18 protein-coding genes are annotated in these 26,838 nt (G+C 41.4%); 7 read left to right on the forward strand and 11 right to left on the reverse strand.

Going from position 1 to position 26,838, the window contains the following annotated elements; all coding sequences use genetic code 11:
- Positions 1-16: 16 nt before the first annotated feature.
- Positions 17-1,378: a serine hydrolase gene (locus ACO5V7_RS03320; RefSeq protein WP_485485038.1), complete on the reverse strand. Its 1,362-nt coding sequence runs from the start codon at positions 1,376-1,378 to the stop codon at positions 17-19.
- A gap of 235 nt (positions 1,379-1,613) precedes the next feature.
- Complete coding sequence (locus tag ACO5V7_RS03325) at positions 1,614-2,549, reverse strand: nucleoside hydrolase (protein ID WP_485485039.1); 936 nt, start codon at positions 2,547-2,549, stop codon at positions 1,614-1,616.
- A 169-nt stretch (positions 2,550-2,718) separates the two neighbouring features.
- Here ACO5V7_RS03325 and brnQ point away from each other — a divergent pair, with 169 nt between their 5' ends.
- On the forward strand, positions 2,719-4,035 hold the full coding sequence (gene brnQ, locus ACO5V7_RS03330; RefSeq protein ID WP_485485040.1) for a branched-chain amino acid transport system II carrier protein: 1,317 nt from the start codon (positions 2,719-2,721) through the stop codon (positions 4,033-4,035).
- A gap of 340 nt (positions 4,036-4,375) precedes the next feature.
- Here brnQ and ACO5V7_RS03335 read toward each other — a convergent pair whose 3' ends face one another.
- Both ACO5V7_RS03335 and ACO5V7_RS03340 read right to left on the reverse strand, forming a co-directional pair.
- Positions 4,376-7,759, reverse strand: coding sequence for an ABC transporter permease (locus ACO5V7_RS03335; protein ID WP_485485041.1), 3,384 nt, complete (start codon positions 7,757-7,759; stop codon positions 4,376-4,378).
- Positions 7,760-7,845: 86 nt separating this feature from the next.
- A complete protein-coding gene (locus tag ACO5V7_RS03340) occupies positions 7,846-8,547 on the reverse strand; it encodes an ABC transporter ATP-binding protein (RefSeq protein ID WP_485485042.1) in 702 nt (233 codons plus the stop codon).
- A gap of 136 nt (positions 8,548-8,683) precedes the next feature.
- On the opposite strand from ACO5V7_RS03340, the gene ACO5V7_RS03345 reads away from it, so the two are divergent.
- The 3 genes from ACO5V7_RS03345 to ACO5V7_RS03355 all read left to right on the forward strand — a co-directional run bounded on the left by ACO5V7_RS03345 (position 8,684) and on the right by ACO5V7_RS03355 (position 10,792).
- Positions 8,684-9,229, forward strand: coding sequence for a TetR/AcrR family transcriptional regulator (locus tag ACO5V7_RS03345; protein ID WP_485485043.1), 546 nt, complete (start codon positions 8,684-8,686; stop codon positions 9,227-9,229).
- A 12-nt stretch (positions 9,230-9,241) separates the two neighbouring features.
- The gene (locus tag ACO5V7_RS03350; RefSeq protein ID WP_485485044.1) at positions 9,242-9,655 is read left to right on the forward strand and encodes a peptide deformylase; all 414 of its coding nucleotides are present in this window, start codon (positions 9,242-9,244) and stop codon (positions 9,653-9,655) included.
- A 396-nt stretch (positions 9,656-10,051) separates the two neighbouring features.
- Positions 10,052-10,792, forward strand: a complete 741-nt coding sequence (locus ACO5V7_RS03355; RefSeq protein WP_485485045.1) for a MerR family transcriptional regulator — start codon at positions 10,052-10,054, stop codon at positions 10,790-10,792.
- Positions 10,793-10,855: 63 nt separating this feature from the next.
- Here the strand turns inward: ACO5V7_RS03355 and ACO5V7_RS03360 are convergent, their stop codons facing one another.
- Positions 10,856-11,569, reverse strand: a complete 714-nt coding sequence (locus ACO5V7_RS03360) for a YaaA family protein (RefSeq protein ID WP_485485046.1) — start codon at positions 11,567-11,569, stop codon at positions 10,856-10,858.
- Positions 11,570-11,678: 109 nt separating this feature from the next.
- Between ACO5V7_RS03360 and ACO5V7_RS03365 the strand changes: the two genes are divergently transcribed.
- The gene (locus ACO5V7_RS03365; protein WP_485485047.1) at positions 11,679-12,071 is read left to right on the forward strand and encodes a hypothetical protein; all 393 of its coding nucleotides are present in this window, start codon (positions 11,679-11,681) and stop codon (positions 12,069-12,071) included.
- Between the two features lie 15 nt (positions 12,072-12,086).
- The gene (locus ACO5V7_RS03370) at positions 12,087-12,419 is read left to right on the forward strand and encodes a glucuronide permease (protein ID WP_485485048.1); all 333 of its coding nucleotides are present in this window, start codon (positions 12,087-12,089) and stop codon (positions 12,417-12,419) included.
- Between the two features lie 398 nt (positions 12,420-12,817).
- Here the strand turns inward: ACO5V7_RS03370 and ACO5V7_RS03375 are convergent, their stop codons facing one another.
- Positions 12,818-13,231 (reverse strand): EamA family transporter, encoded by a 414-nt coding sequence (locus ACO5V7_RS03375; RefSeq protein WP_308610514.1) that lies wholly within the window; start codon positions 13,229-13,231, stop codon positions 12,818-12,820.
- 123 nt (positions 13,232-13,354) lie between these two features.
- Between ACO5V7_RS03375 and ACO5V7_RS03380 the strand changes: the two genes are divergently transcribed.
- A complete protein-coding gene (locus ACO5V7_RS03380) occupies positions 13,355-14,149 on the forward strand; it encodes a nucleotidyltransferase domain-containing protein (RefSeq protein ID WP_485485049.1) in 795 nt (264 codons plus the stop codon).
- A 932-nt stretch (positions 14,150-15,081) separates the two neighbouring features.
- Here the strand turns inward: ACO5V7_RS03380 and mscL are convergent.
- From mscL to ACO5V7_RS03405, 5 genes are all read right to left on the reverse strand, one after another.
- A complete protein-coding gene (gene mscL, locus ACO5V7_RS03385; protein ID WP_485485094.1) occupies positions 15,082-15,456 on the reverse strand; it encodes a large conductance mechanosensitive channel protein MscL in 375 nt (124 codons plus the stop codon).
- An 82-nt stretch (positions 15,457-15,538) separates the two neighbouring features.
- Positions 15,539-16,660: an NAD(P)/FAD-dependent oxidoreductase gene (locus ACO5V7_RS03390; RefSeq protein ID WP_485485050.1), complete on the reverse strand. Its 1,122-nt coding sequence runs from the start codon at positions 16,658-16,660 to the stop codon at positions 15,539-15,541.
- Positions 16,661-16,671: 11 nt separating this feature from the next.
- Positions 16,672-18,120, reverse strand: a complete 1,449-nt coding sequence (locus ACO5V7_RS03395) for an amidase (protein ID WP_485485051.1) — start codon at positions 18,118-18,120, stop codon at positions 16,672-16,674.
- 142 nt (positions 18,121-18,262) lie between these two features.
- Complete coding sequence (locus tag ACO5V7_RS03400; RefSeq protein WP_485485052.1) at positions 18,263-19,348, reverse strand: YSIRK-type signal peptide-containing protein; 1,086 nt, start codon at positions 19,346-19,348, stop codon at positions 18,263-18,265.
- A gap of 456 nt (positions 19,349-19,804) precedes the next feature.
- Positions 19,805-26,005 (reverse strand): MiiA motif-containing surface protein, encoded by a 6,201-nt coding sequence (locus ACO5V7_RS03405; protein ID WP_485485053.1) that lies wholly within the window; start codon positions 26,003-26,005, stop codon positions 19,805-19,807.
- Between the last annotated feature and the right edge of the window lie 833 nt (positions 26,006-26,838).

Here is a 26,838-nt window from a genome sequence, read left to right on the forward strand (position 1 = left end):
TCATTTTCCTCCTTTTCTATTCACTCAAAAACTCATTATGAACAGCATAGTTTACAGCACCTGCAAAATCATGCGTATTGTTATAATTACCATTTTCGCGTTGTCCGTTATTCATTTTGTTTGTTAGTACAATTACAACGATTTTGTTTTTTGGAGAAATCGTCACGTAAGTTCCAGTAAAACCATTATGGCCAATAGCATCCTCAGATAAAGGTTTCATCCAACCTGAGTTCTTTAAATATCCATACGATTGAATTGCACCATAACTTGTCTTGAATACATCTTGTAAAAATAGTTCAACTGTTTTTTCATCATAGAGAACTGTATCTCCATGTTTTCCACCATCTAATAAAACTTGGTATAAAGTTGAAAGGTCTGATGCTGTAGAGAATAACCCAGCATGACCTGCAATCCCTTCATTAGCCATAAATGAATTACCATCATTTACTTCACCTTGAAGTTCATACGTTCTCCAACCAGTGAACTTATCAAACGCTTCTTTATCCGCTGACATGTCATATCCAAATTTAGGGAAGTTAACTTCATCAATCATCATTTTTTCAAATGGATTTCCATAAGAAGTAACAGCAATTTGTGATTTATCTACTCCATTTTTTAATGGATTAAACATAGTGTTTTTCAATCCAAGAGGTTCGTAAATAGTTTTTGCTACATATTTATCAAATGCTTCTCCTGTAATCTTTTCGGCAACAAACGCTAGTGTCATAAAGCCTAAATCACTATATTTGTACTCGCCAGGTTTAAACTCTAATTTTTGATCTTCAATATACTTTAATGTATCTTGTCTATTATTAGAGTATAAGTAGATAGCCTTCCATTGAGGAAGTCCTGAAGTATGGCTTAATAGTTGACCAATTGTGACGTCTTCTTTACCATTCTTCCCAAATTCAGGTAAATATTGTGTAACTTTATCATCTAATTTGACTTTTCCTTCATAAACTAAATGCATAAACACTTGTGTTGTTGCACTAATCTTTGTAACTGATGCCAAATCAAAAAGCGTTTCATTAGTTACAGGTGATGGTTTTTCGATTTTTTCAGCCGGATTCTTCGAAAAATCAAAAGCTTGAATTACTCCATAACTCTTTTGGAAAATCATCTTTCCATCCTTTAAAACTACAATTTGAGCACCTGGTGTAGCCTTAGGATTATCATTTGCTAGTTGACTCTTAACGTACGAAAAAGCGACTGCATCAATAGCTTTTTCTAAGGATTTTGATTGATTTCTATCCTTAGTTTCAGATACAACCGTTGTTTCAGAACTTTGAGGAACGACTTTATTTGCACAACCTGCTAACCCAAAAATACTTAGAGCAGCGGCAGCTAGTAACATTTGCTTCTTAATATTTTTCAACATCTTAACTCCTCCGTTCAATATACATTTTTTTGTACAATAGCCTAATATAAAAAAATTAAGTCATTACAGACACCCCCACATTGAAAATACATTTTTTTGTACCTTATCTATACGCCAAGTATAATACTATCTTATTTTTTTGTAAACCCTTTCTTTAGATAAATTCTGCCATTTATAATACTTAATCATAAAAAAGGCGCTTCTCTTTCGAGAGCGCCAGAAGCTATTTGTATTATTATTTCGCCAAATTCGTGATGTAGTCGAAGAAGGCATCTCGGTCGACGTGGTAGACAAGGTCGACTGGGCGGCCATTTTCGGCTTTGACGGTACGGCCACGGCTTGCACCGGCAACAATCACGTCACTGTTCACAACAGAGCGTTTCACAAGGTCTTCTTTCCCGAATGAAGCGGTCGTTAATACATCCCATAGGAAGTATGTTGAGTTCGTTACGTAGTGAGTAAGTGGAGGCACGATAGCGTAACATTGACCTAAGAAGTCAACGCCTTCGATGGTACGTTCTTTTGCCCAGCGGTCGCGGACATCCAGAGATAATGGCACCATATTTGTACTTTCAAGCGCCACGAGTTCGATTTGGATGCCAGATTCCCAGACGCGTTTTGCCGCAAATGGATCCCAGTACACGTTCCACTCCGCAGTTCCGTCGTGTTCAGGGTCTTCCACATTCCCCATATCAAGGAAAGTTCCACCCATCCAGTAAAGTTTACCGATGTTTTCTTCAATAGTAGGGTCTTGGTCTAACGCACGTGCTAAGTCGGTTAATGGCCCAACGAAAACAAGGTCCACTTTCTCCTCCGATTCTTTTAAGGCACGGATTAAATCTTCGTGTGCTTTTAATGGTGAATCTTGCACCGTGATTGGTTTATGTTCGTTTAAGATTGGGAGTGCGTCCACTGTGAAAGCATGCATTCTCCACTCTTTCGGGAATGGGTTCACAGGGCGTGAATCTGAAGAAGCGACTTTCAATTGTTTGTCTTTTTCAGAACCGAACTTATGAATAATCTTCTTGCTGGCTTCCACCGCTGGTACTAAATAGCAGTCTGCTTCGATAACGCCGACCCCTACTAATTCCACATCTTCCATTTTTAATAGTAAATATAATGATACTAAATCATCCACGCCACCATCGTGGTTTAAATAAACTTTACGCATTTATGAGTTACGCTCCTTTAAAATGGTTTTCTTGCACGATTTATTATACCTAAAAACGAACGATAAAGAAATTATTTTTATTTAACGTTTGGTTTTGTTTTCGGATGCATTCGTTCTTAGTTTATGTTAAACTATTTTTAATTATTTTTTAATGTTAGGATGTGGTTCCATGAAAAAGAAATTCATAGATATTATCATTATCGGTTTTGCTCTGTTTGCCATCTTCTTTGGAGCCGGAAATTTAATTTTCCCACCTTATCTAGGAGTGACTGCAGGAGAAAATTGGGGAACTGCTACTCTTGCATTTTTAATCAGTGATCCTCTGCTATCCGTCGTTGCCGTAATGGTCGTGGCCACTCTTGGCGGAAGCGCACTAGCGGTCGGACGACGGATTCACCCTGTTTTTGCAGGCGTCTTGAATGCTATCTGCGTTCTCTTAATCGGGCCCATTTTTGCCGTTCCACGTACCGGAGCGTCAACGCATGAAATTTTCGTACAATCGTATTTTCCTGACGCACCACAATGGATTACTTCCCTCGTCTTCTTCGGAATCGTTCTTTGGATTACGTACAAGGAAAACTCCGTCATGGATGCCATCGGAAAATATTTAACACCGATTCTATTACTTATTCTCTTCTGTATCTTTGTCGGAGCCGTCCTTCAACCAAATGCAACATTTGCCACAACAGACGGAAGCGGGCTATTCGCACAAGGGTTTAAAGAAGGATACCAAACCATGGACGTGCTCGGAGCGCCTCTCTTAGCCGGAGTAGTGATGAAAGATATTACGCGTCGTGGCTATTTAAATCGAAAAGAGCAATTCAGAATGATGTTCGGAGTTGGCATCGTTGCCTTCGTCCTACTCGCTGTCGTATACTCAACACTAGCTTACAGCGGGGCCAGCATGAGCGCAGTTATCGACTCAACTGCGCAACGTTCTGCTATTTTAACAACCATTGTTAAAACTTTACTCGGTTCATGGGGACAACTCGCGATGGGCCTTGCCGTCTGCTTCGCCTGCCTCACAACTGCGATTGGACTAACAACCACCTGTGGACAATATTTTGAAGAAGTCTCTAAAGGAAAATTACAATACAAGAAAATTATTCTTGTCACGGTAGCAGTAGAATTTATCATCTCGCTTGTCGGTGTGGATTCACTCATTAACCTCGCCGTTCCAGTGTTGACCTTCATCTTCCCAATCGTGATTGCACTCATTCTCTTCTCGGCGTTTGACCAATACATCCCATACGACTGGACGTATCTTGGAGCGGTTGTCGGAGCTGGAATCGTTGGACTTGTACAAGGAATCAACACCCTTTCACAATTACTAGGCGGAAACCTACTAGGAGACGCAGCTACTTGGATTGGAACTCTCCCACTTGCCACATATGGCCTTGAGTGGATTGTCCCAACCTTCATAGGCGCCATCCTCTTCACAATCGCATCTGCCATCCTAAAACCAAAACAACTTAAGTTCGACTAAAAAAACGGAGCCCCGCGCTCCGTTTTTGTTTTCCATCCGCCCCTCTCTCTAAAAAAGGAGGGTTTGTATATGTCATCTGGTTGGGTATATAAACTTTCCATGCAACGCCCCAAAGTCTGCGGGAGCTAAAATAAGCAAAGAAAAAAATCCTACGGATCCAATAATGATTGTAGTACGGTTCAGTAACCGATGTGAATTACTGACTCTGGAAATTCATTTCCTAGAGTCAGTTTGAAGTTCGTTAGGCTGTAGACAAAAGGCTACAGCCGCTACCCGACTTACAATTATTATTGATCAATCCGTAAGGATTTTTCTTTGCTTTTATCACTATTTCTTTCCCCTAGTCCACAGACTTGAGGGCTTCTAGCATATCGATGCGTTGGAGGAGATGGTTCACCATATATCCTAGCGCAACCAAGATGACAATGACAATCACACATGGCAACACATATACAGACCATCCGACAGCGGGATTGAACATGACAAACCCCGGTGCCACCGTCTCAATAATCACCCTATGCAGCACTCGCCCAAACAAAATCCCGACACCCATCCCGATGACCGATAATAAAATCGTTTCGCGGTAAATATACATCGTCACTTCTTTATTCAGAAACCCAAGCACCTTAATCGTCGAGAGCTCGCGGATTCGTTCAGCAACGTTGATGTTGGTTAAGTTATATAGGATAACAACTGCTAGTAAAATCGATACAGCCGTTAAAATCATCATGACACGACTCAATGAAGAGACAATCGTATCGATACGACTCACCATGGATGTATTTTGCAAAACGGCTTTCACACCGCCTAGGGCCATTAAGTCCGCGGCTGCCTTTTGTACGCTAGCAGCGTCTTTGTCTTTAAACTGTACGAAAATCGCGTTGTCTTGCGGCACTGCTCCATAAGCCGTGGCGTACACTTCTGGTGTCATTACGATGAAGTGCCCAGCGTACATTTCCACGATATCACCGACCGTTAACGTCACATCCACACCGTCCTTATTCGGAAGCGTAAAGGTGTCTCCTGCTTTCACGTTTAAGAGTTTAGCTAATTTCTCGGAAATCAACACGCCCTCTGCAGGAAGCGTCACGGCTTTCTTCGATTTCACATCATTCAAATGAAGGTACGGAGAAATGCTGGCTTCTTTGCCAACAAGCACCGATACAGACTGCTCATCATCCACACCTGGCACTTCACGCGTCACCGATTCGCTATAAACGTCGCTATAAGAAGTGACACTTGAAGAACTTAAATAGTTGTGTAGCGCCTGTTCTTCTGAGGCCGTTAACACCGTGTCTTTTGAAACAATCGCATCATACGTAATAATTTCTTTGAACTGGCGATCGGCAATCCCATCGAGAGACCCGAGAATTCCACGCCCTGCAAAGAGAAGCGCCACGCTCCCAGCCACCCCGAAAATCGTCATGAGCATGCGTTGTTTGTAACGGAAAATATTCCGCGCCGTCACCTTATGCGTGAAGCTGAGACGATTCCAAATGAACGGAATGCGCTCAAGAAGAATCTTCGACCCAGCCATGGGAGCTTTCGGCAAGAGAAGGGCGGCCGCTTGCTCATGAAGTTCGCGGCGGGCAATCCATAATGGAGGCACCACGCTACAAATGAGCGAGCAAAGAATCGCAATCACGGCAATGAGTGGATGGAAATTCAACTGGATACTTGGCAATACCGTATCCTTCATCAAGGTCGCACCCAACGCACTTGGCAAGGCGTACGTTCCTAGTAAGATTCCAAGGACCGTGCTACTAACTCCTGCAGTAAAACCATACACGGCAAATTTCTTCATCACGTCTTTGGTTTCATAGCCGAGTGCCTTCAACACCCCAGCGTTGATCCGTTCTTCGTTTACAAAACGCGTCATCGTCGTGACCGTCACAAGTGCAGCCACGGCATAAAGCACAATCGGGAATAGGTTCCCCACCGACGTAATCCCTTCAGCTGTCGTCTTCATATTGAAGAACCCTGCGCTTCCAAGCATTGTCGAGCGTGTATAAACGGAGTATTTCGGTTTTGTAAGTTTTGAAACGTCCACTTCCGCCTTTTCGAGTTCGGATTTAGCCTTCTGGATATCCTTGTCGGCTGTTTCTTTCTTCTCGTTATAGGTTTCTTCGCTTTCTTTGAGCTGCGTTTTGGCATCCGCGAGTTTGGCTTCACCGTCCGCCAACGTTTTCTTAGCTTCTGCTAGTTTGGCCTTGCCTTCTGCTAACTTTCCGGCGTTCGCTTCAAAGGCCGCCACTCCTTCGCGGTATCGGTCGAGGCCATCCACGTACTGGCTGTAGCTAGCGTAATACTTCGCTAAGCCTTGTCGATACGCTTCTTGCCCTGCGAGCAATTGTTGCTTCTTCGTTGCGAGTTCCACTTCAGCGTTTGAAATCGCCGTTTGCCCCGCTGCAAGTTCTTGTTCTTTTTGAGTGAGCACTTGTTCTTTGGCATTCAGTGCTTGCTCTGTTTGAGTGAGCTGGGCTTCTGCCTGCGTTAAAGTCGCCTCCATCGCTTGAAGGCTTTCTTCGGTAATTCCTTGTACCGCAGCCGCATCAGGGTCGCTGGCTAGTAGTGCTTTTGCTTGCGCTAAGGCTGTCTTTTTAGTTTCGAGGTCTGCCTTACCCGTTTCCAGTTGCGCTTTGGACTGCGCTAATTGCGTTTGACCGGTTTCAAGCTGCTCTTTACCACCTGTAAGTTCCTCTTTTTTCGAAGCAAGTTGTTCCTCCGCTTGGCTTAGTTTGGCACTGGCATCCTCTAACTGCTCTTTCTTTTCGGCTAAAGTCGCCACCGCTTGTTCGATTTGCACACGCGCACTCTCGAGTTGCCCACGGCTTGCTTCCAACTGATTCCACGCCGCGTCTAGCTTTGCATCTTCTGATGCAATCGTTGCTTCGTTGTTGCGGACTTCTTTTTGCCCGTCTGCGAGCGTCTTTTCGTTCTTTTCAATTTCGCTCTTGCCGTCTGCTAATTTCTTCTCGGCGTCTGAGAGTTTCGTTTTGGCATCGGCGATCTTTTCTTTTCCTTCTGAAATCTTATCTTCGGCCGTCGTCTTCAACGTGTCCAAACGAGTCGTTCCATTGTCGGCTAACTTTTCTTCTATCGCTTGTTGCAACTCCACCACCTTGTCCGAGTACTCACGGCTTGTTGTTTTCCATTTACGTAAATCCGGATAACGAAGTCGCGCAATCGTATAAACTTCAGAATCGAACGCGTCTTTTGGCACTACGGCAAAACCACTAAGGTCACCGCTCCCCGCACTCGATACCCCTTTAATCGTCTTCGAGAGTAGCTCGCTGGAGTTCACAAACCCCGTAATGGTCAATTCATGTTCTTTCAGTAGAGTGTTACTTCCGGATTCATTCAATCGAATGGTATCGCCAACCTTATACTGATCGGCCATTGTTAAAGCAAGCGCCACTTCGTTTGATTTTGTAGGCAACGTACCACTTACCAACTCGAATGTTGAAATATCGATCGTCTGTGAGAACACACGAATCGCACTAGGTGTATCGCTAATCACCGTATCGACAAAATAGCCAAACTCCACTTCGGCGTTCTCTTCTTGAATCTCAGCTTGGTCCTCATCACTTAAACCGTAGCCTGCCACCACGAATAAATCCGCAGCATTGGCCGTTTCCATATAGCTGTTCAAGGTGTCTTCAATATCCGGACCCGACACTTTCAATCCAACCAAACTGAACGCCCCTAGCATCATGAGGAGCATAATGGAGAGGAAGCGTCCCTTCGACTGGCGAAGGGCGTTGCGGATATCCTTGTTTAATGTCTTCTTTTTCACTGTCCCCACCCCTTCTAATATTCAAGCGTTTGAATATCTTGTGGATTTGGGTTACATTCGATTTTCTTAACTCTCGCGTCATGCATATAAATCACGCGGTCGGCAATCGGCGCCAGTGCTTGGTTATGCGTGACGATAATCACCGTTGCCCCTTGATTTCTGGACATATCTTGTAAAATTTGAAGCACTTGTTTTCCGGTCTTGTAATCCAAGGCTCCTGTTGGTTCGTCGCAAAGCAAGAGTTTTGGATTTTTGGCAACCGCACGCGCAATGGAGACGCGTTGTTGTTCCCCACCCGATAATTGCGACGAGAAATTATTCATGCGGTGTTCAAGCCCCACTGCCTTCAAGGCTTCCTCTGCATCTTGAGCATCTTTTACGATTTCAGCCGCTAGTTCCACATTTTCTTTCGCTGTTAAGTTCGGCACTAGATTATAAAATTGGAAGACAAAACCAACATCATCTCTTCGATAGTAAGTGAGTTGTTTTTCATCAAAAGTCGAAATGTCCACACCGTCAATAAGGACTTGCCCTTCGTCGTTGGTGTCCATGCCTCCTAAAATATTGAGAACCGTGGATTTCCCTGCACCGCTGGCCCCTAAAATCATTACTAATTCGCCTTTTTCAATTTCAAAATTCACATCATTATTCGCAATAATCTCTGTATCGCCGACATGATACCGTTTATAGCTATTCTTCATTTCAATATAAGCCATGTCTATCCCTCATTTCTATCAACGCAGTTAAATGAACACCGTGTTGATTATCCTTCATTCATACTTTATAATAGGCCTAGCGAAAAAACAATACACAATACTCAACAATGTGTTGATTTAAGAAAGAGTTTAAAAAATGACGACTAAAAAACGAAAAACCACAACGATAAGTGATTTAAAAGCTGCGCTCACAAGACTCTTGAAACAGAAAGACTTCGAAATGATTAGCGTGAGTGATATTGCAAGGGAAGCGGGAATCAACCGCGGAACCTTCTATCTTCATTATGTCGATAAATTTGATATGATCGACCAGCTGATTGACGAAATTTTACAAAACATTATTTTCTTATTGAATAAAGACCAGCCGAAAACGAAAGAAGAAGCCTTTGCGCCCATCGTTAAAATCTTTGAATATTTAAAAGAAGATTTCGACTTTATTCATGCCATCTCGCTCAACCGGTTTAACTATACTTCTCATCTAGTCCGAAATTTCTTACTGGAATTATCTAAACAAATCGGTCCGATTAAAGAGACTATCAAGACGGTCTATCCGCTACCGGAAGACTACGCCGCAGAAGTTTTTATTTATAGTAATAGCGCGATTTTCTTCCACTGGATTCAAAAAGGTGGCGTGGAAAGTCCAGAAGAAATCGCAAAAATCTTTTTTAGAATGTCTGTATAAAGGAGCAAACTCATGCAAAAAAATATTATGAAAGACCCCCTCTTCCTCAGCCAAAAATCCAGTGTTGCCGACCCGAAAGCCGACGCTCAGGTAGTCCGCGACTTGCGCGATACGCTTCGCGCTAACCGAGACCGTTGTGTGGGGATGGCGGCGAATATGATTGGTGTGAAGAAGAACATTATTATCGTAGCGATTGGTCCGATGGATTTGGTGATGTTGAACCCACGCATTACGAAGAAGCAAGGACCCTATGAAACGGAAGAAGGATGTCTGAGCCATACGGGCACGAAGAAGACGACGCGCTATCAAACGATTGAAGTAGCTTACACCGACCCAAGCGGCAAGAAGCATACGGGGAAATTCACCGACTTCACGGCGCAAGTTATCCAACATGAGATCGATCATTTAGAAGGTATTCTCATTTAAATACGCAACTTCAGTTGCGTTTCCTTCGAATCCAGAAGGATTTTTTCATAAAAGCGATAATGGGGAACCGGTTCGAGCCTATAGTCTCTCACCTTTGAAGCCTCAAAGAGAGCGTACGGAATCAATTCCTACGCTCTCTTATTCGCATTGAATGCGATCCCCCACTATTGCTTCTATAGAATCCGTCCGATTCTTCGAAAACGCACAACTTTCGTAATTGTATTTTTATGGTACTTCTAAATGGATGAGGAAGGAGGCTTGTGCCAGGAAGGAGAATACCTGCTTCTTGTCTCTGACGATATTTCCTACTTCATTTTCTATAAATAAAAAAATAGAAAAGGGTTGACCCTTACGTAACGTTATAGCTTATACTTCAGATTGTTAGGAGTTGAAAATATGTATTTAATCAAACAGGTGAGCGAAATCAGTGGTGTATCGGTGCGCACTTTACATCACTATGACGAAATCGGATTACTATCGCCCAAAAAACATGAGAATGGATACCGCTACTATAGTGAAGAGGAATTGTCTCTCCTTCAAACCATCCTGTACTATAAGTATTTAGGATTTTCACTAAAAGACATCAAACATCTCATGAGGCAAGAAGAGGAAGATCTCTTGCCTCACTTGAAACATCAGTTGATTTTAATGCAAAAAGAAAAAGAACGTCTTCTAACATTAATCGACACTTTAGAAAAGACCATTGAGTCAAAAGAAAGGAAAATTACAATGACAACAGAAGAAAAATTCAAAGGCTTCACCTTCAAAGATAACGAGAAATATAAACAGGCCGCGACTGAAAAGTACGGTGAAAAAGTAATGAACGAAGCCGAAGCAAAACAAAAAGGACAAGAAGAAATTGTAGCAGACGGCTTCAACAAGATCTGGTTCGCGTTTGCTGAAAATATCGAAAAAGGCCTTCCAGCAACAGACGCTGTGAACGTGGACTTAGCAAAACAACTCCACCAACACATGTGCGCCTACGCGTTCGACTGCTCCATCGATGTCTTCTCAAGCATCGGATTTGGCTACGCTCAAAACGAAGAGTTCAGAACGAACCTCGATAAATACGGCAAAGGTGTGGGCCAATACGCTTGCGACGCGATTCAAGCCTACGTTGCACAGGAGAGAAAATAAGAAATGTAAAACGGAGTTAGACAAATGTCTAACTCCGTTTTTGTTTGCTATAAAATTCTTAGCTTACCTTACATACACTAATCTATTCGGTGTCGACAACTCCGCATCAAACGTAAATCCATCTTCTCTAAAAGCCTCCAACTGCTTCACGTCGGTCACTTGTTCGCGCATGGTAAACCCTACTAGTAACCCGCGCCCTTTTTTCGACGTTGTGGAGTATTGTTTCAACTTGCCGTCTTTGCGTTCGTAAAATTCCACGTCCACCCAGTTGTAACGCGTGCGGTCTAAAAGCGAACTGAACTCGTCGCTCGCACAGTTGACCACTGTTTCCCCTTTTTCAAACAATTCAGCCCACTCTGCTTTCCAATAAGTCTTCAAGCTCTTTCCATCGACTCTGATCGGACGCAACATATCCAAACGGTACGGCTTTATATAAGCATCTGGCGCCACAGCCCCATACAAGGCAGACATAATACGCACATGCTCGCTTCCGTAAATCAAGCCTTCTCTCCATCCCTCTACTTGCTTCAACCAGCGAAACGCAAGTCCATTGTAGAGTTCAATGGCAGGGGCAGCCTCTGCCACCTTCCACCTTTCGATAAAGGTTTTGTTTTCTTCAAGCAACTTTCCTTTCACCCCAAGCACGCGGGCAAGCTCTTCTTCAGGCACTGCGCTCACAGCTGCCACTACTTTCCTAGCAGTCGGACTCACTTCCCAGTCGCGTTCTTCTAATGCGTCACCATTCATTTCCTTTGCAGGCGATAATATGAGTTTCATCTTAATCCTCCCTTCGTTCATGTCCTCCTTAGTGTACCTTACTCCCACAGTTTTGACAAAATACAAGATGCAATTTATACTGAATACTATCAACTTAAAGGAGAATTTTATGCCTCAACCATTAACACTTTTGATTAATTCCATCGCCTCATTTTACTTATTACCGTTTTTAAGCGTTGGAATTTATGCTATTTGGGCAAAAAAATATTCACTCGCAAACTTCTTACTTTTCTTTGGAGGTGTTAACGCCCTCCATTCAATCCGTCTCATCTATCAAAAATCAGTTATTGGATATATCGTATGGTTTGTAGCATGGGCGCTGATTCTTTACGCGTCTTACTGGAATAACCAGCACGAAAAACCGTATAAAACAGAAAATGCCATGCTAGATTTTCTCGTCCGTATTGTGAATGGAAATCCGTTCCCTGACAAAATCGAAGACCCAAACAAACTTCGTGCCATCATTGCACTCGTACTCACAATTTTAATGATTATCGCCTAACAAGGAGGACCTCATATGGACTTTGTATTCATCTTATTTTTTATTCTTAGTTTCTTTATCGTTACATTTGCTTTCTTACATCTACTCGCAGGTGGTGTCGCTCTTCTAAAAGGAGACAAAACAACAGGAAACATCCTCATTTTTGTAGGAGGCCTAATCGCACTTCCTGCTATCCCATTACTAGCAATGGTACCCGGAATCTCATTCGTTACATGGATTGTTGGGGCAACTCTTTGCTGCGTGGGAGCCTATATGAACGGAAAAGAAAATGGCAATAACAATATATCACATCACGTTATCCGCGTCACCATTGCAGTCCTTCTCACGATTGGACTGGCGCTTGTGTAAGAAAGGATTCACTATATGCTTGGGCGGCTCTTAATACTACATGCTCTCAGTTTTATCGCATTTATATTTGGTTTCTATCACGCTGCAAAAGCCGCTTTGCTTCTCTACAATGAAGGCAACATACTTCCTGCCTATCCGATTCTTATTGGAGGGATTCTCGCTACAGTGTCTCCCACCATGTTTATTCCCATTCAGGACATCGGATTAATTCTATGGGCTATCGGTTCCCTCCTCTGTTGCATTGGCGTCTTTTGGTATAATAAAATCACTGAAAACCCTACTGCCGTTCCTCTTATACTACATTTATTCATTCCGGTTAGTATCTTTATGATTTTAAATTTCTTTCAAAGCGTTCTATAACACAAAAATCGTACGGAGCTTCCGTACGATTTTTTTAGTTACCACACCATTAAAATGGTCCCTGTTGCAATGAGTGCACAACCGATGAGTGATTTCACCGTAAATGTATCGTGCAAAAAAATAAACGCTAAAATCAAAGTGAAAATAATGCTCAGTTTATCCACCGCAGCCACTTCAGTTGCCTTTCCTAGTTGAAGCGCTCGGTAATAGCACAGCCATGACGCCCCTGTCGCAAGCCCGGATAAAATGAGAAATACCCAGCTCTTCTTACTAATTTGTGCTAGTCCTGACTGATTATTCGTGATAAACACCATCAACCACGACATCACAACAACCACAACCGTCCGCACTGCCGTTGCCAAATTCGAATTCACACCATCAATCCCTATTTTGGCAAATATCGACGTCAACGCCGCAAACACAGCTGATAACAACGCAAATACAATCCACATTTGAAAGACCCCTTTATTTACATCTTTCTACTATTATACCTATTTTTTTCTAAAAAAATATAGATTGCATCTGAATGAATTTTTGCTACAATGAACTTACTGACTAAAAGGGAGGAAAATAGGATGCCAGAAAAACTTTTTGAAGAATTAGCACAACTAGAGCAAGTCGAAGCCGTGGTCCTTGGCGGTTCTAGAGCTGGAGAACATTATGATCAAGATTCAGACTATGATGTCTATGTCTATTTGAAAGCCCCGATCGCCCCTGAAATCCGCCGAAAATTACTGGGCAAATACTGCTCGTATATGGAAATCCAAAATCAATTTTGGGAAGTGGAAGATGACTGCGTTCTAAATAATGGAATTGAAATTGAATTCATCTATCGTTCCTTGGATGATTTTGAACAAGAATTGCAGAAGGTGGTTCTAGAACATCAGCCTTATAATGCCTATACGACTTGTATGTGGTACAACTTGCTTCATAGCAAAGTTTTATACGACCAAGAGAACCGATACAGCGCTCTACAGAACAAATACCGCATACCTTACCCTGCGACTTTGAAGCGAAATATCATCCAGAGACAGTCCCTTTTACTTGAGACATCCTTGCCCGCTTTTTCAAAACAAATCAAAAAAGCGCTCAAACGCAAGGACATTCTCGCCTTGAACCATAGAAGTAGCGAATTCTTTGCTTCCTATTTTGACCTACTCTTTGCTTTGAACGAGCAATTACACCCTGGAGAAAAACGGATGCTGTCATACGCAAAAGAAAACTGCGCTCTTCTCCCACAAGATTTTGAGGAAAACATCCAAACTTACTTCCAAAATCTCTATCAATGGGACAAATCACAAGAAACACTAGACACTTTAAACCAACTCTTAGAGCACCTAAAGAAGCTTGTCGAAACAATTCATCACTAAGAGGTACGCTCCTGGCAGTGGTTTATTAACGGTGAGGGTAATAAATTACAAAAAAAAAAATGGATTCACAGTGTGAATCCGTTTTTTGCTTCTGTCTTTCTTCGCCGGCTTAGTCCAGTACTTCAGTCCTGGGCGTTCGTCCTCGTATCCTGTGTAGTTGAACTCGCCATCGCCTATTAACGCCTTTTCTCTCATCCTATATAGTTGAGTTTGGGCTCGTATCCTGTTTTATTGTGTAAAAAAAGAAGGCCTCATTAGATGAGGCCTTCTTGGAGTTGAGCTCGCCATCGCAGAAATGGCGTCCACTTCCCGTAACGTCCGCAGAACGTTGCTCGTTCCTTCCCTTTTGTTTCAAATCCTTCGCACTGTGAAGGATTTTCCAGTGTTCCATTTCTGAGCGCGATGTCTCACATCCTGTTTTTCGGATGGTCCGGTTTAGAAGAAGTAAATTTTAATCGTTCAAAAGCCAGTCCCTCTCGTTTTTCGCTCAAAAATAAAGAAAAATTCGTTGAACCATTGTGTCTGAAAAATAAAAGCTTGCGAGTTTCTTTGGATTCCATCCAAACGCCTGAGGAGGGATAAACGAAAAGAATCAGTTTATTGAAAGAATAGTGGGAATAAGCATTAAAACGAATAAGCGGACGTAGGAATTTATTCCGTACGTCCTCTTTGAGGCTTTAAAGGTGCAAGACCAAGGCTTGCACCGGTGCCCCACTATAACTCTTTCAATAATAAAACTGATTCTGAACTCGTTTATCCGACAATGCACTCATTCCCCTAAAATCCAAAGAAACAAAGCGAAGCTTCGCCTATTCTTTCAAGCACACACTCATAATACAATGGTTCAACGAATTTTATCCTTTTATTCCATCATCATTTTATTTATTTTTTGCACACAAAAAGCCGAGAGGTTTCTCGGCTTTTCAGAATGATTATTTGTTTGCTAATAAGTCGCGGATTTCTTTTAAATAATCTTCCGCAGTTGGTGCAGCTTCTTCAGCAGGTTTGTTTCCTTTGGCTAATTCAACAGCTTTGTTCATTGTCTTAACGATTAAGAATAATACAGCTCCTACGATTACAAAGTTGATAATCGCTGCGATGAATGCTCCAATACCAATTTGAGCAGATCCTAAACGGAATGAAACTGCTGCGATATCGCCTGTGTTGGCAACCATTGCGATAATTGGTGAAATAATATCTTTTACTAATGAATCAACGATTGCTTTAAAAGCACCACCAATAATAACCGCTACCGCTAATTCGATAATGTTACCGCGCATTAAAAACTCTTTGAACTCTTTTAACATCATTTTCTCTCCTTTTTTGTAAAATCATACTCTTAAAAGAATACTAGATTCTGAATCAAAACACAACTATAACCTGTAAATTCTACTTCCTTTGGATATAATTTATTGGATGATAGTTCACTACTGAAATATCAATCGTTTCATCTAAAACCATCCGTGATAATAGATCTCCAATCCAAACACCACTCGTAAGCCCCGAAGAACCTAACCCACTAGCAACATAAGCGTTAGAAGTTCCAGGTGCTTCACCAAAGAACGGTAAAAAGTCAGAAGTATATGCTCGAGTTCCTACACGAACACCACTTCGTTTCGCGTCTTTTAATGCTGGCAAACTCGCACAGGCTTCTTCATACATGCCGTCTAACAACGCTTCATCTGGCGTCAAATCAAACCCTTGCGTATTCTCATGCGTCGCCCCGACTAAAATCTTGCCACCTGGGAACGGGAGTATATCAATCTCCCCATGAAGCATACACACCGGCCATTTCGACGTATCCTCACTCGTCTCTAGTTCCAATTCAATCAATTGCCCTTTTTGCGGACGCACATCCACATAGTAGTCGAGCCCTTCTAATAATTCCTTGACCCAAGCGCCACTGGAGAGAATTACGGCATCAAAAGAAAGGATCTCTTCACCATCTACCACTCGAATGTCTTCGCCTTCTTTGGATAAAGCAACTTTTTGATGCTTCACGGTAGCTCCGTTTTTTACGGCTTGCTCTAGAAGGAGCGCTACGAGCTTTTCTCCGTCCACACGACCGCCACCGCTACAATATAACGCCCCATCTGGATTCGCCCATCCTGGGATCACCTTTGCGACGTCTTCTCTAGACAATGCCTCTACTTCCCCGATCATTGGCGCATCCACTCGACGTTCGACCGCCATTTCTTCCACTTTTTTGAGTTGTTTTTCAGTATGTTTGAAAATATACGCCCCAACCTGTTCATACGGCAAATCCGTAACTCCATCCGCACTCAATTGTTCCATTAAAAGGGGATAATACGCTGCCCCATGCGACACAAGTTGGTACCAGTCTTTATTACGACGTTGGGATAACCACGGACAAATAATCCCCGCTGCGGCCTTGGTGGCTTGACCGACGCTCGCATCAAAAACGGTCACGTCCATTCCTTTTTTGCTGAGTTGGTAGGCCGCCGTTGCCCCTACAATCCCAGCTCCTACGATTGCTACTGATTTTGTCATCTTGTTCACTCCTAGCTGAACTGTCTCATTTCAAATTGCCCTTGTTCTTCAAACCACTCTGCCACTTGCAGGAGCAGTGCCTCTTGCCCACGAGCTGCCATAAATTGTACGCCGATTGGTAAGCCTTTATCACTCAGATATACCGGTAAGCTAATAGCAGGCGCCCCTGTAATATTCGATAATTGCGTAAATGGTGTCAAGGCCAAGGTACGATCAAACATCCGCCAAATCACACTTTGTTGCTCAGGGACGCTGAGTTCTTCAATCTGGTTGAGCGCCAGGCGAACCGATTCCTCCATCGGAAATTGCGTTTGAAGAGGCGCCACATCACTCACGGTCGGCGTTAGAATAAGGTCAAACTCCTCATGCACCTTCTCCATCGCATGCGCGTAGATATCCCATTTGGCAAGAGCCGCACTGTAATCTTTGGCAAGAATGTTCTGACCGGATTGATAAATGCCCCATGTCATCAGTTCCATATCATCCTTAGTCAGCGCTCGTCCAAGACTGGCTTCTAAACCTTGCATCATCGCTGCAGTCTCGACACTATTCATTAAATAGTAATTCTTCATCACTTCCACACCGTCGACAGGCCAGCCGATGGGTTCCACTTCACAGCCGATGTCTTCAAGGAAATGAACCGCCTTACGAAGCGCGGCTTTAGCTTCTGGAGCAACCACGCTCTCAATTGGGGATTTCTCAATGACGCCCACTCGAAGCGGACGCTCTAAACGGACTTCCCACTCGCGAATAAGTGGCACCAAAAACGGACTATCCTTCTGCTCGACTTGCAAAAAACGCAACAGTTCACGCGTATCGCGCACACTTTTTGTCATCGCAAAATTCACCGAAGCCCCTTGCCAGCCACGATAGCTAACAGGACCGACAGGAATTCGACCACGACTCGGCTTCAAGCCTAATAACCCTGAAAAACTTGCGGGAATACGAATCGAACCGCCGCCATCACTGGCCGCTGCAATCGGAACCATACCGCTCGAAACCGCCGCCGCTGCACCTCCACTGGATCCTCCAGCATTTCTCTTCACATCATAGGGGTTATTTACAGGCCCCCATAGCTGTGGTTCGGTCATATTTTTAAATCCAAATTCAGGAACATTAGTACGACCAAGCACGATAAAGCCAGCTTCTTCTAGACGCTTCACGAAGTTATCGCTACGTTTCACTGGGATATCCTTTAAGAGTTTACTACCTGCGCTGGACGGCTCCCCTGCTTGATTTTGACCGAGGTCCTTTAAGAGAAGGGGAACTCCTCCAAAGGACAGGCCTTCAAACGAACGCTCCTTGGCCTCTTTTAATGCACGTTCTTCCTGAATATGAACGACCGCATTTAACTTTGGATTCAAAAGATTGATTTTTGCTAAACTTTCTTGCACTAATTCAAGAGGTGAGACTTCTTTGTTTTTTACAGCCTCTCTCATCGCAATAGCGTCTTTCCACATAGTTCCACGTCCTCTCTACAGCTTCATTGTACAAGGAAAAAGAAAGAGGGTAAAGCGATAAAACAACCAAAAAAAGGTTGATGGCATTCCATCAACCTTTTGAACTCTATCTTTAATAAGATTCGATATCCATCCAAATGAATTAGTCTTCTTTACGTTTTAAGACACCTAACCCAAGAAGCATAGCTGTAGCTGCTGCTCCAAGAGATACGATGCTTGAAGCTGTACCAGTGTTTGGTAATTCAGCTTTTTCTGCTACAGGAGCTGGAGTTTCTTTTTCAACCACAACTTCTTCAACAGTTGTTTCTGCTACAGTCGTTTCAGTGGTTTGTTCTTGTTTTGTCTCTAATACATCTGCTGCCAAGAATACATCTTCAGTTCCATCTGAATAGATTAGAATCACATCTCCATTATAATCAATAAAGATTTCTGTGTCCTTTGGCAATACAGGATTTGCCTTTTTAACAGCTGCAATGATAGCTTCTCTTTCTTCGTCTGTTAACTCTTCTAGATTATCTACTTTTACAGGTTCAGGTTTAACAGGAGTTGTTTTATCAGCAATCGTTTCTACTTTTGTACCTTTGGGAACAATTGTATACTTAGATTCAATGACGATTTCTCTCCAATCGTCTTTTATATTACGTAATGCAGCATTTCCATAAATGTCAACTTCAACAAACCCAAACCTTTGATTTGTCAACGAATAATTGGCATTCATAACCGCTAAAGCTACACGTTCTCTTTCTTCATCAGTTAGATTATTAACGTCTTCAACCTCCGTTAATACGGGTAAATTTGGTTCTTTCTGCATTCCCCAAACGGAAAATTGGCTATGTGATCCATCAATAAAATAAATATCTATAAAAATACCATCAAATCCAAAATGATCTAGTGTTGTTTTTAATTGTGGATTAGTTTCCATAAAGGCTTCTATAATCTTATTTTGTTCTTCAGGAGTAAAGCTAGAGTTTTCTGCGTAGATATATAGTGATTGAGGAATGTCTATATCATATCTTTGTGCAATTGTTGGTGCATCATCTGGCCCTGCGGCAGGTAATAGAGCTTCATCTGGCCCTGCGGCAGGTAATAGATTTTCTACTACCCCGGCAGCAGGTACGTCTTGCGCAGATACAGGTGCCATTGCTGAAATAGAGATAGCTCCTAAAAGTACTGAAGCCACACCTAGTGATAATTTACGAATTGAAAAACGTTGATGTTTGTTAAACATATTGTTACATCTCTCCTTATTTCTATTTTTATTCTCACATTTTTAGTGTCCAAAATACGGACTTTTAGATAATAGCAGTTTTCAAAAAAAAAACAACTTTTTTGAACAAATTATGAATTAAGATAGAATCTTGAGCTCACACTTAAACATTATTTCACATAATTTATGCTAAACCTATTAAAAAATTTTACATCAATATTAAATATTATTTTTAGTTTGTAAATCTAGAAACATTTTTATTTTTCAACAATATTCAAAAAAGTGGAAGAAACTCCTTTTACCTTCATTTTTATTGAAGTACATAAAACTTTTTTACGTTTTAAAAGACTTCATCCAATAGTAGACTCATTGAGGACGACTTATAGTGAGTATTCCTCTATTATGAAAAAAGATTGATGGATTTCTCCATCAACCTTTTCACATTGAGCTAATTAAATAGCTTTCTTTTATTTGGAATTAGTTTGTAGCTTCTTCGTCTTCATTACGTTTCACTAAACCTAAGCCTAATAGAATGCTTGTTGCAGCAGCACCGAATAATAAGTATTCAGATTTTGTACCAGTATTTGGTAAGTTTTCTGCTTTTTTATCTACTTTTTGTACTGGTTTTAGTGCAACCGTATCTTGACCAGAAATAATATCCACAGATCTATCTGGATAAGTGATCGTCACATCCCCATTATCCGCTACTGTTACAGTAGTACCTGCTGGGAAGTCTGGGTTGGATTTCTTCACTTCTTCGATGACTTTATCTTTTTCATCTTGCGTTAATTGCGCTGGGTTCTCAACTACTGTTTTCACAGGCCGATTTGGCGTTACTAAGTCCGCTGTGGTTGGAACTACTGTTGTTGAAACGTCACCACTTGGTTTCTTATCCACTTCAGTTTGTGTTACTTTCACTACGGCATCTTTAGCTAGTGGCGCATCTAACGCTACTTCCCACTTACCGTCTTGATCAACGGTTGTGGTCTTCTTACTTCCATCTGGTAGAGTAACTTCGATTGTTGAACCGGCAACTCCTGTTCCGCTCACCTTCACATCATCCGTATCCACTGGATTCACCGTCGGTGTAGCTGAAGTCGCTCTTTCCACCACAGTATCTGATCCTGGGATTGTATCTAAAGACTCATCTGGATAAGTAATCGTTACATCGCCATTATCCACTACACTGACTGTTGTACCTGCAGGGAATGTCGGATTCACTGTCTTCACTGCTGTTTCTACCGCTGTCTTCTCAGCTGGCGTTAACTGTACTCGATTATCCACCACTGTCTTCGCTGGTGTCACTGGTGTGAATGTATCCGCTGTGGTTGGCACGACTGTTGTTGGAACTTCATCACTTGTTTTCTTTCCTACTTCTTTTTGAGTTGCTTTCACAACGGCATCTTTTGTAAGTGGCGCATCTAACGCTACTTCCCACTTGCCATCTTGACCAACGGTTGTCGTCTTCTTCGTTCCATCTGGTAACGCCACTTCAATCGTAGAACCAGCAATTCCTGTTCCACTCACCTTCAAATCATCCGTATCCACTGGATTCACCGTCGGTGTAGTTGAAGTTGCTCTTTCTACTACTGTATCTGTTCCTGGAATCGTATCGACAGACTGATCTGGATAAGTAATCGTTACATCGCCATTATCCGCTACACTGACTGTTGTACCTGCAGGGAACGTCGGATTTGCTGTCTTCACTGCTGTTTCTACCGCTGCCTTCTCAGCTGGCGTTAACTGTGCTGGATTATCCACCACTATCTTCACTGGTGTCGCTGGTGTGAATGTATCCGCTGTGGTTGGTACGACTGTTGTTGAAACGTCACCACTTGGCTTCTTATCGACTTCAGTTTGTGTCGCTTTCACAACGTCATCTTTTGTAAGTGGCGCATCTAACGATACTTCCCACTTGCCGTCTTGACCAACGGTTGTTGTCTTCTTACTTCCATCTGGTAATGTTACTTCGATTGTAGCTCCGGCTACACCAGTACCCGTAACTTTTGTATCATCTGTATCCACTTTATCCACTGTTGGTGCTGTTGATGTTTCTCTTTCAACAATCACATCTGCCCCTGGAATAGTATCCACTGACTGATCCGGATAAGTAATCGTTACATCGCCATTATCCGCTACACTGACTGTTGTACCTGCAGGGAATGTCGGATTCGCTGTCTTCACTGCTGTTTCTACCGCTGTCTTCTCAGCTGGCGTTAACTGTACTGGATTATCAACCACTGTCTTCGCTGGAGTCGCTGGTGTAAATGTATCCGCCGTGGTTGGTACGACTGTTGTTGGAACTTCATCACTTGTTTTCTTTCCTACTTCTTTTTGAGTCGCTTTCACTACGGCATCTTTAGCTAGTGGCGCATCTAACGCTATTTCCCATTTACCATCTGCTCCTACGGTTGTCGTCTTCTTCGTTCCATCTGGTAACGTCACTTCAATCGTAGAACCAGCAATTCCTGTTCCGCTCACCTTCAAATCATCCGTATCCACTGAATTTACAGTTGGATTTGCAGATTTAGCTCTTGGTTCTACCGTATCTGCCCCTGGAATCGTATCCACTGACTGATCTGGATAAGTAATCGTGACATCTCCATTGTTCGCTACTGTTACAGTAGTACCAGTAGGGAATGTCGGATTCGCTGTCTTCACTGCTGTTTCTACCGCTGTCTTCTCTGCTGGTGTTAATTGGGCAGTATTATCGACAACTGTTTTAACTGGATTATTCGGTGTAAATGTATCCGCTGTGGTTGGTACGACTGTTGTTGGAACTTCATCACTTGTTTTCTTTCCTACTTCTTTTTGAGTCGCTTTCACTACAGCATCTTTAGCTAGTGGCTCATCTAACGCTACTTCCCACTTGCCATTTGCGCCTACAGTTGTCGTCTTCTTACTTCCATCTGGTAACGTCACTTCAATCGTAGATCCGGCTACACCAGTACCCGTAACTTTTGCATCATCCGTATCCACTGGATTTAAGGTTGGAATTTGTGACGTTGGACGTTGAGACACCGTATTTGTAAGTACTTGGCTATAGCCATCTGGGAATGTAACTGTCGCATCTCCGTTTGCAGCAACAGTAACAGTTGTTCCCGCTGGTAATGTTGGATTCGCTGTTCTTACTGCCGTTTCAACCTCTGTCTTCTCTTGTCCATTGACTGCAGAAGTATCATCCACTGGCGTTAGTGAAGGTTGTACTAGTGTAATACGTGCTGTTAATCCCACTGGTTTCAAGGCCGTATCTGCAACACTTGTTAAAGTTGGAACGATTGGTTCTGTTGTTGACGAACGATTTTCATTTCCCGTTCCTGTAGTGAAGCGTTTGTTTGGATCTGTCGAAATCAACTTAATAGTATAGTTTTGATCCGACACAAGGCCTTTAATCACATAACCTATTGCTGTTTTTTCTATATTATTATCAATATTTTCTTTATTACCTTTAGCATTATACACTTCAATTTTCGGAGTTGTAGCTGGATCTGTGATAGTTTGTTCTCCGCCATCTTTTGTACCATTGCTATTGGCATCCTCGAAGAAAGTGACACCCACTTTTCCTAAAGTAATTGCGATTTCAATATTACGTCCCTTATCGGCAGTTGTACCTGAAGCATAGTCTGCTTGATAATACGCATTCCAATTTACTGTTTTTCCGTCTTCGGCTGTTGTTACATTATCTAATCCTAATGTCAACGCAATTGGGAATTTAGAACTTGCTGGAATTTTCTTACCTGTTTTTGACTTAATTCGAACAAGATTTGTGGATGGCGTTACTGAAGAAGTGAACGTTTCTCCTTTCAAATCATTGATTCCTTTTAGGCTTCCGTTCAACTTGCTTGGATCAACACTTGCATACGAAATATCGAATTGATTTACAAAGTCTGGATTTTCGCTTACATCTACGCCTTTAAGATTAAATCCATATTCAAAGGCTTTATTTTGAATATTCGTACCCCAGTTTTGTCCTTTTTTTGGAATTGGGATGTACATATCCACTTCTCCTACTTCACTCGCTAGTTTATTCGTAATCGAAGTTTTTAAGTTTAAATCTTGAGAGATATCTACGATACGGAATGTATCATTGGCAGATGAATAGTTTGAATCGGTCGTTAATTTCGCTTCTGTCGTTAAGTCTAATCGGTCTGCTTTTGGCAATGTTAAGAATGTTGAAACTGGTTTATTGGTGAAAATCGTTTGCTTATTCGTTACCAAATTATATGGATCTGCAGCACGTAAACTTTCATGCCCTGTCATTGGGCGAACATTTGCTTCTGGAGTTGTTACAAATAATGTTTGGTCATAATTGACAGTTTTATTACTTGCTACATTATTTTCAACTTCAACTTCAACTTTCATGAATTTCTCGTTGAAAGGCTTCCCAACTGAACCCACCCAACCTAAAATATTCTTATCATCACTAACTCCAGAGAAATCAATGGTATGAATTTTCTTCCCATTTTCTACTTTGGTAGTAATTGTGACTTCGTTGGTAAAATCATTTCCATCTTGGTCTTTTAGATGAATGGACTTCACATCCACATCTTCTGGTAAGACAAGGTGAGCCTTATCGACTAAATCTGTTACACGTTGGAAGTGTGAATAGTTCGCTCTATCCGAACGGATTTCATAAGTAATTTTGTCTGATTTAGCGTAGTTAATTGTTTTGTTACCTGGCGTTACGATACGTAAATCATTACGTCCATTCGTTTTTGAAAGACGAACTTTCATGACGCCTGTGCCTGTTTTCCAATTATGATTTGGATCGTTTTCATCAAAATCTTTGTCACGAAGGGTTAATTTCGTGCTTACTTCATAATTATCTGTTGGTGTTAAGAATTTACCAAACACTTGACTTTCTTTTGCTTTGTTAATTCCTCCGAATGTGTAGCTTTTTCCAGCTTCAAATATTCCAATAGGAACGACTAATTGTGTCAACACATCGTCGTCATCTAGACCCAAATCTTTTACATCAATGAATCTTGGAGGTGAGGTTACATTTGAACCAGCAGTGTTATAAGGTATTGCTAATGTCACTTCATGAAGAACTGGATTCTTTTTACTTGCAACTTTTACCTTTGTAATCGTCGTGTTGTTATCAATTCCCGGTAGTTGAATCCCTTTAACTTCAAAGTGAGGATTTGTTGGGAATTCATAGAACAGCTCTTTTTCACGAGAATTCATATCATCTAATGTTCTAGCCACTGAATCAAACGGGAATCTTCCTAAAGCAACATATTGTTTTCCATTTACTGGTGCAACTGCAACAGAATCTGAAGTATTATCAAAGACTCCAACAACTCCTTTAAAGAAGTTAATATCGTCTTGTTCCGTCAAGTGAATAATTGGGAAGCTATAAATTCTATCCTTATAACCAGATTCAATAAAATCTTTGGTAGCTGGATAGTTACGCAATTGAACCGTGTAGTCTTTAATGTGGATTTTTCCAGTACTTTCGGTATAGATATTGTTATCCACTTTTAATTTTGGATTGAATCGGAATGTTGTACCATAGTATGGGTTGTTTCTCTTGAATTTAATCGTTGTAACACCACTAGCATCTGTTGACTCTGAAATTTTTTCAAAGTTATTTTCATATCGAGCCATTCCCTCGTAACTAATCCCTTTTGGTAATACCATATCAAATGTAACAGAATCCACAAACATTGGCGCTAGGGTGCTTTGAGAAGTGTTATTGATGGTAATGCCTGCAACAACAGTATATCCATTATTCGTATTCGCAGTTTCAAAACCAGGTACAGAAGTGACCGAATTAAACCATAAATTCAATGTACGGTTAACATCTCCAGAACCTTTCAAGTCAATCGCATTTAAAGCACTTGAACCTGTTACCACCTGTCCATCTGTATTTTTTTGACTTGGCTCTACTGTGATTGGTGTTGATTTTTCAATCCCTTCGGTTAAACCATTAATTGTTCCGGTTGTAGAAACTCCTTTAAGTCCAGTAATCAGATGTCTGTTCACCGTTAATGGAATCACCACACTCTTCACATTATCATTGAAAGTATAAGTAACCGTGTCCCCCATATAAAGCACTGCATCAGATTCATTAGAAGCATTTCTATATTTTTGTCCGTCTGGAGTTGTTAAATTCGTAATCGGTTTGCTTAACGACGAAACACCTTTTAAGAAAGGTTTCAAGCTGTCGTTATTAGCACCTGTATCCGCTAACGTTAAGAGATTTCCCAATTTAATCGTTGCTTTCTTCTCAGTTGCATTTTCTTGGAAAGTCACACGCACTTTGATTTGCATGTTTAACCCTGTTTTCCCATCAAATACAGCATTTGGATCAACCACTTGATTGTTTTCATTTAGAAACTCTACTGTTGGTTGTTGAGTAGCCCCACTTACGTCACGTTTGCCTCTTCTTTTTCCAACAGTTGAAGCCTCTGGGGCAACAGTTGTCTCTTCGGAAGTTGTTTCTTCATTTTGTACACTAGGTGCTACCGTTGTAGCGGATTCTGTTGTGGCAGAAACTCCTTGTGTCTGTGTAGTACTCAGAACTGTTGTTGCTTGTTGTGTCGTGGATGTATTTTCTTCAACTTGTGCAGTTGATGTTGGTGCTAACCACGTCAAACCCACAAGAACAGAAGCAACACCAAACGAAAACTTACGAATCGAAAAACGTTGTTTCGTATTAAAGATTTCTTTCATTTCTGTCCATCTCCTTTTTGTTTTTTTAAATTATTTTTCATATCAATTCTTTTCATAAATAATCATACAAATCAATTACATTTACTAAAATTGATACTACAAAATTTTACCATCATCATATCCTTTTTACAATTTTTTGGCACGTTTTCATAAACTCTTCCACATACTGTTCTATATAAAAAATACATTAAGAAAAGCTACCTCCACACATCATTTCGATTCCATATTTCTCCTGTTTTTCACAATAAAAATTTCTAAGATTTTTTATATTAGTAATTGTACTATTCCCCTGTCCTTTAATTTCCGCTCATTTAACAAAAACCGAATAATAAGTATTCCAAACTTGTACCAGTATTTGGTAAGGAATCCGCATTTACTACTTCTACAGTTATTCCTGCGAGGAAGTCTGGGTTAGCTCTCTTCACTTCATCGACTACTTTTCCTTTTTCTACTGGACTTAACTCTGCTGACTTATCTACTTAGTTTACTGCTGATAAAATTTGTAAGAAAAATAAATTTATCTATCTATAGTTGGAATGATTATATTTACATAATGGAGAAAAGCTTTCTTTATAAATAAATTGATTCAAAACAAGATGCTAATTTTGTATTGGGTACATTAAATCAAATTGACTTAACTAGCACTCCTATGAAAGCTTCATTCTTCCCTAAAATGTGAAGCTTTCTACCTAAAAAAAATGAAATAATAACTTATCTTCTATATGTAATTCAAATTGTAGAAAATTAAATCAACAATTATCATGAAAAACGAATAAAAATGGACTACCTCTGTCCGGTTGAATACCGGAGATGGTAGCCCTAAGGTATTTTTA

Source organism: Granulicatella sp., assembly GCF_057274575.1.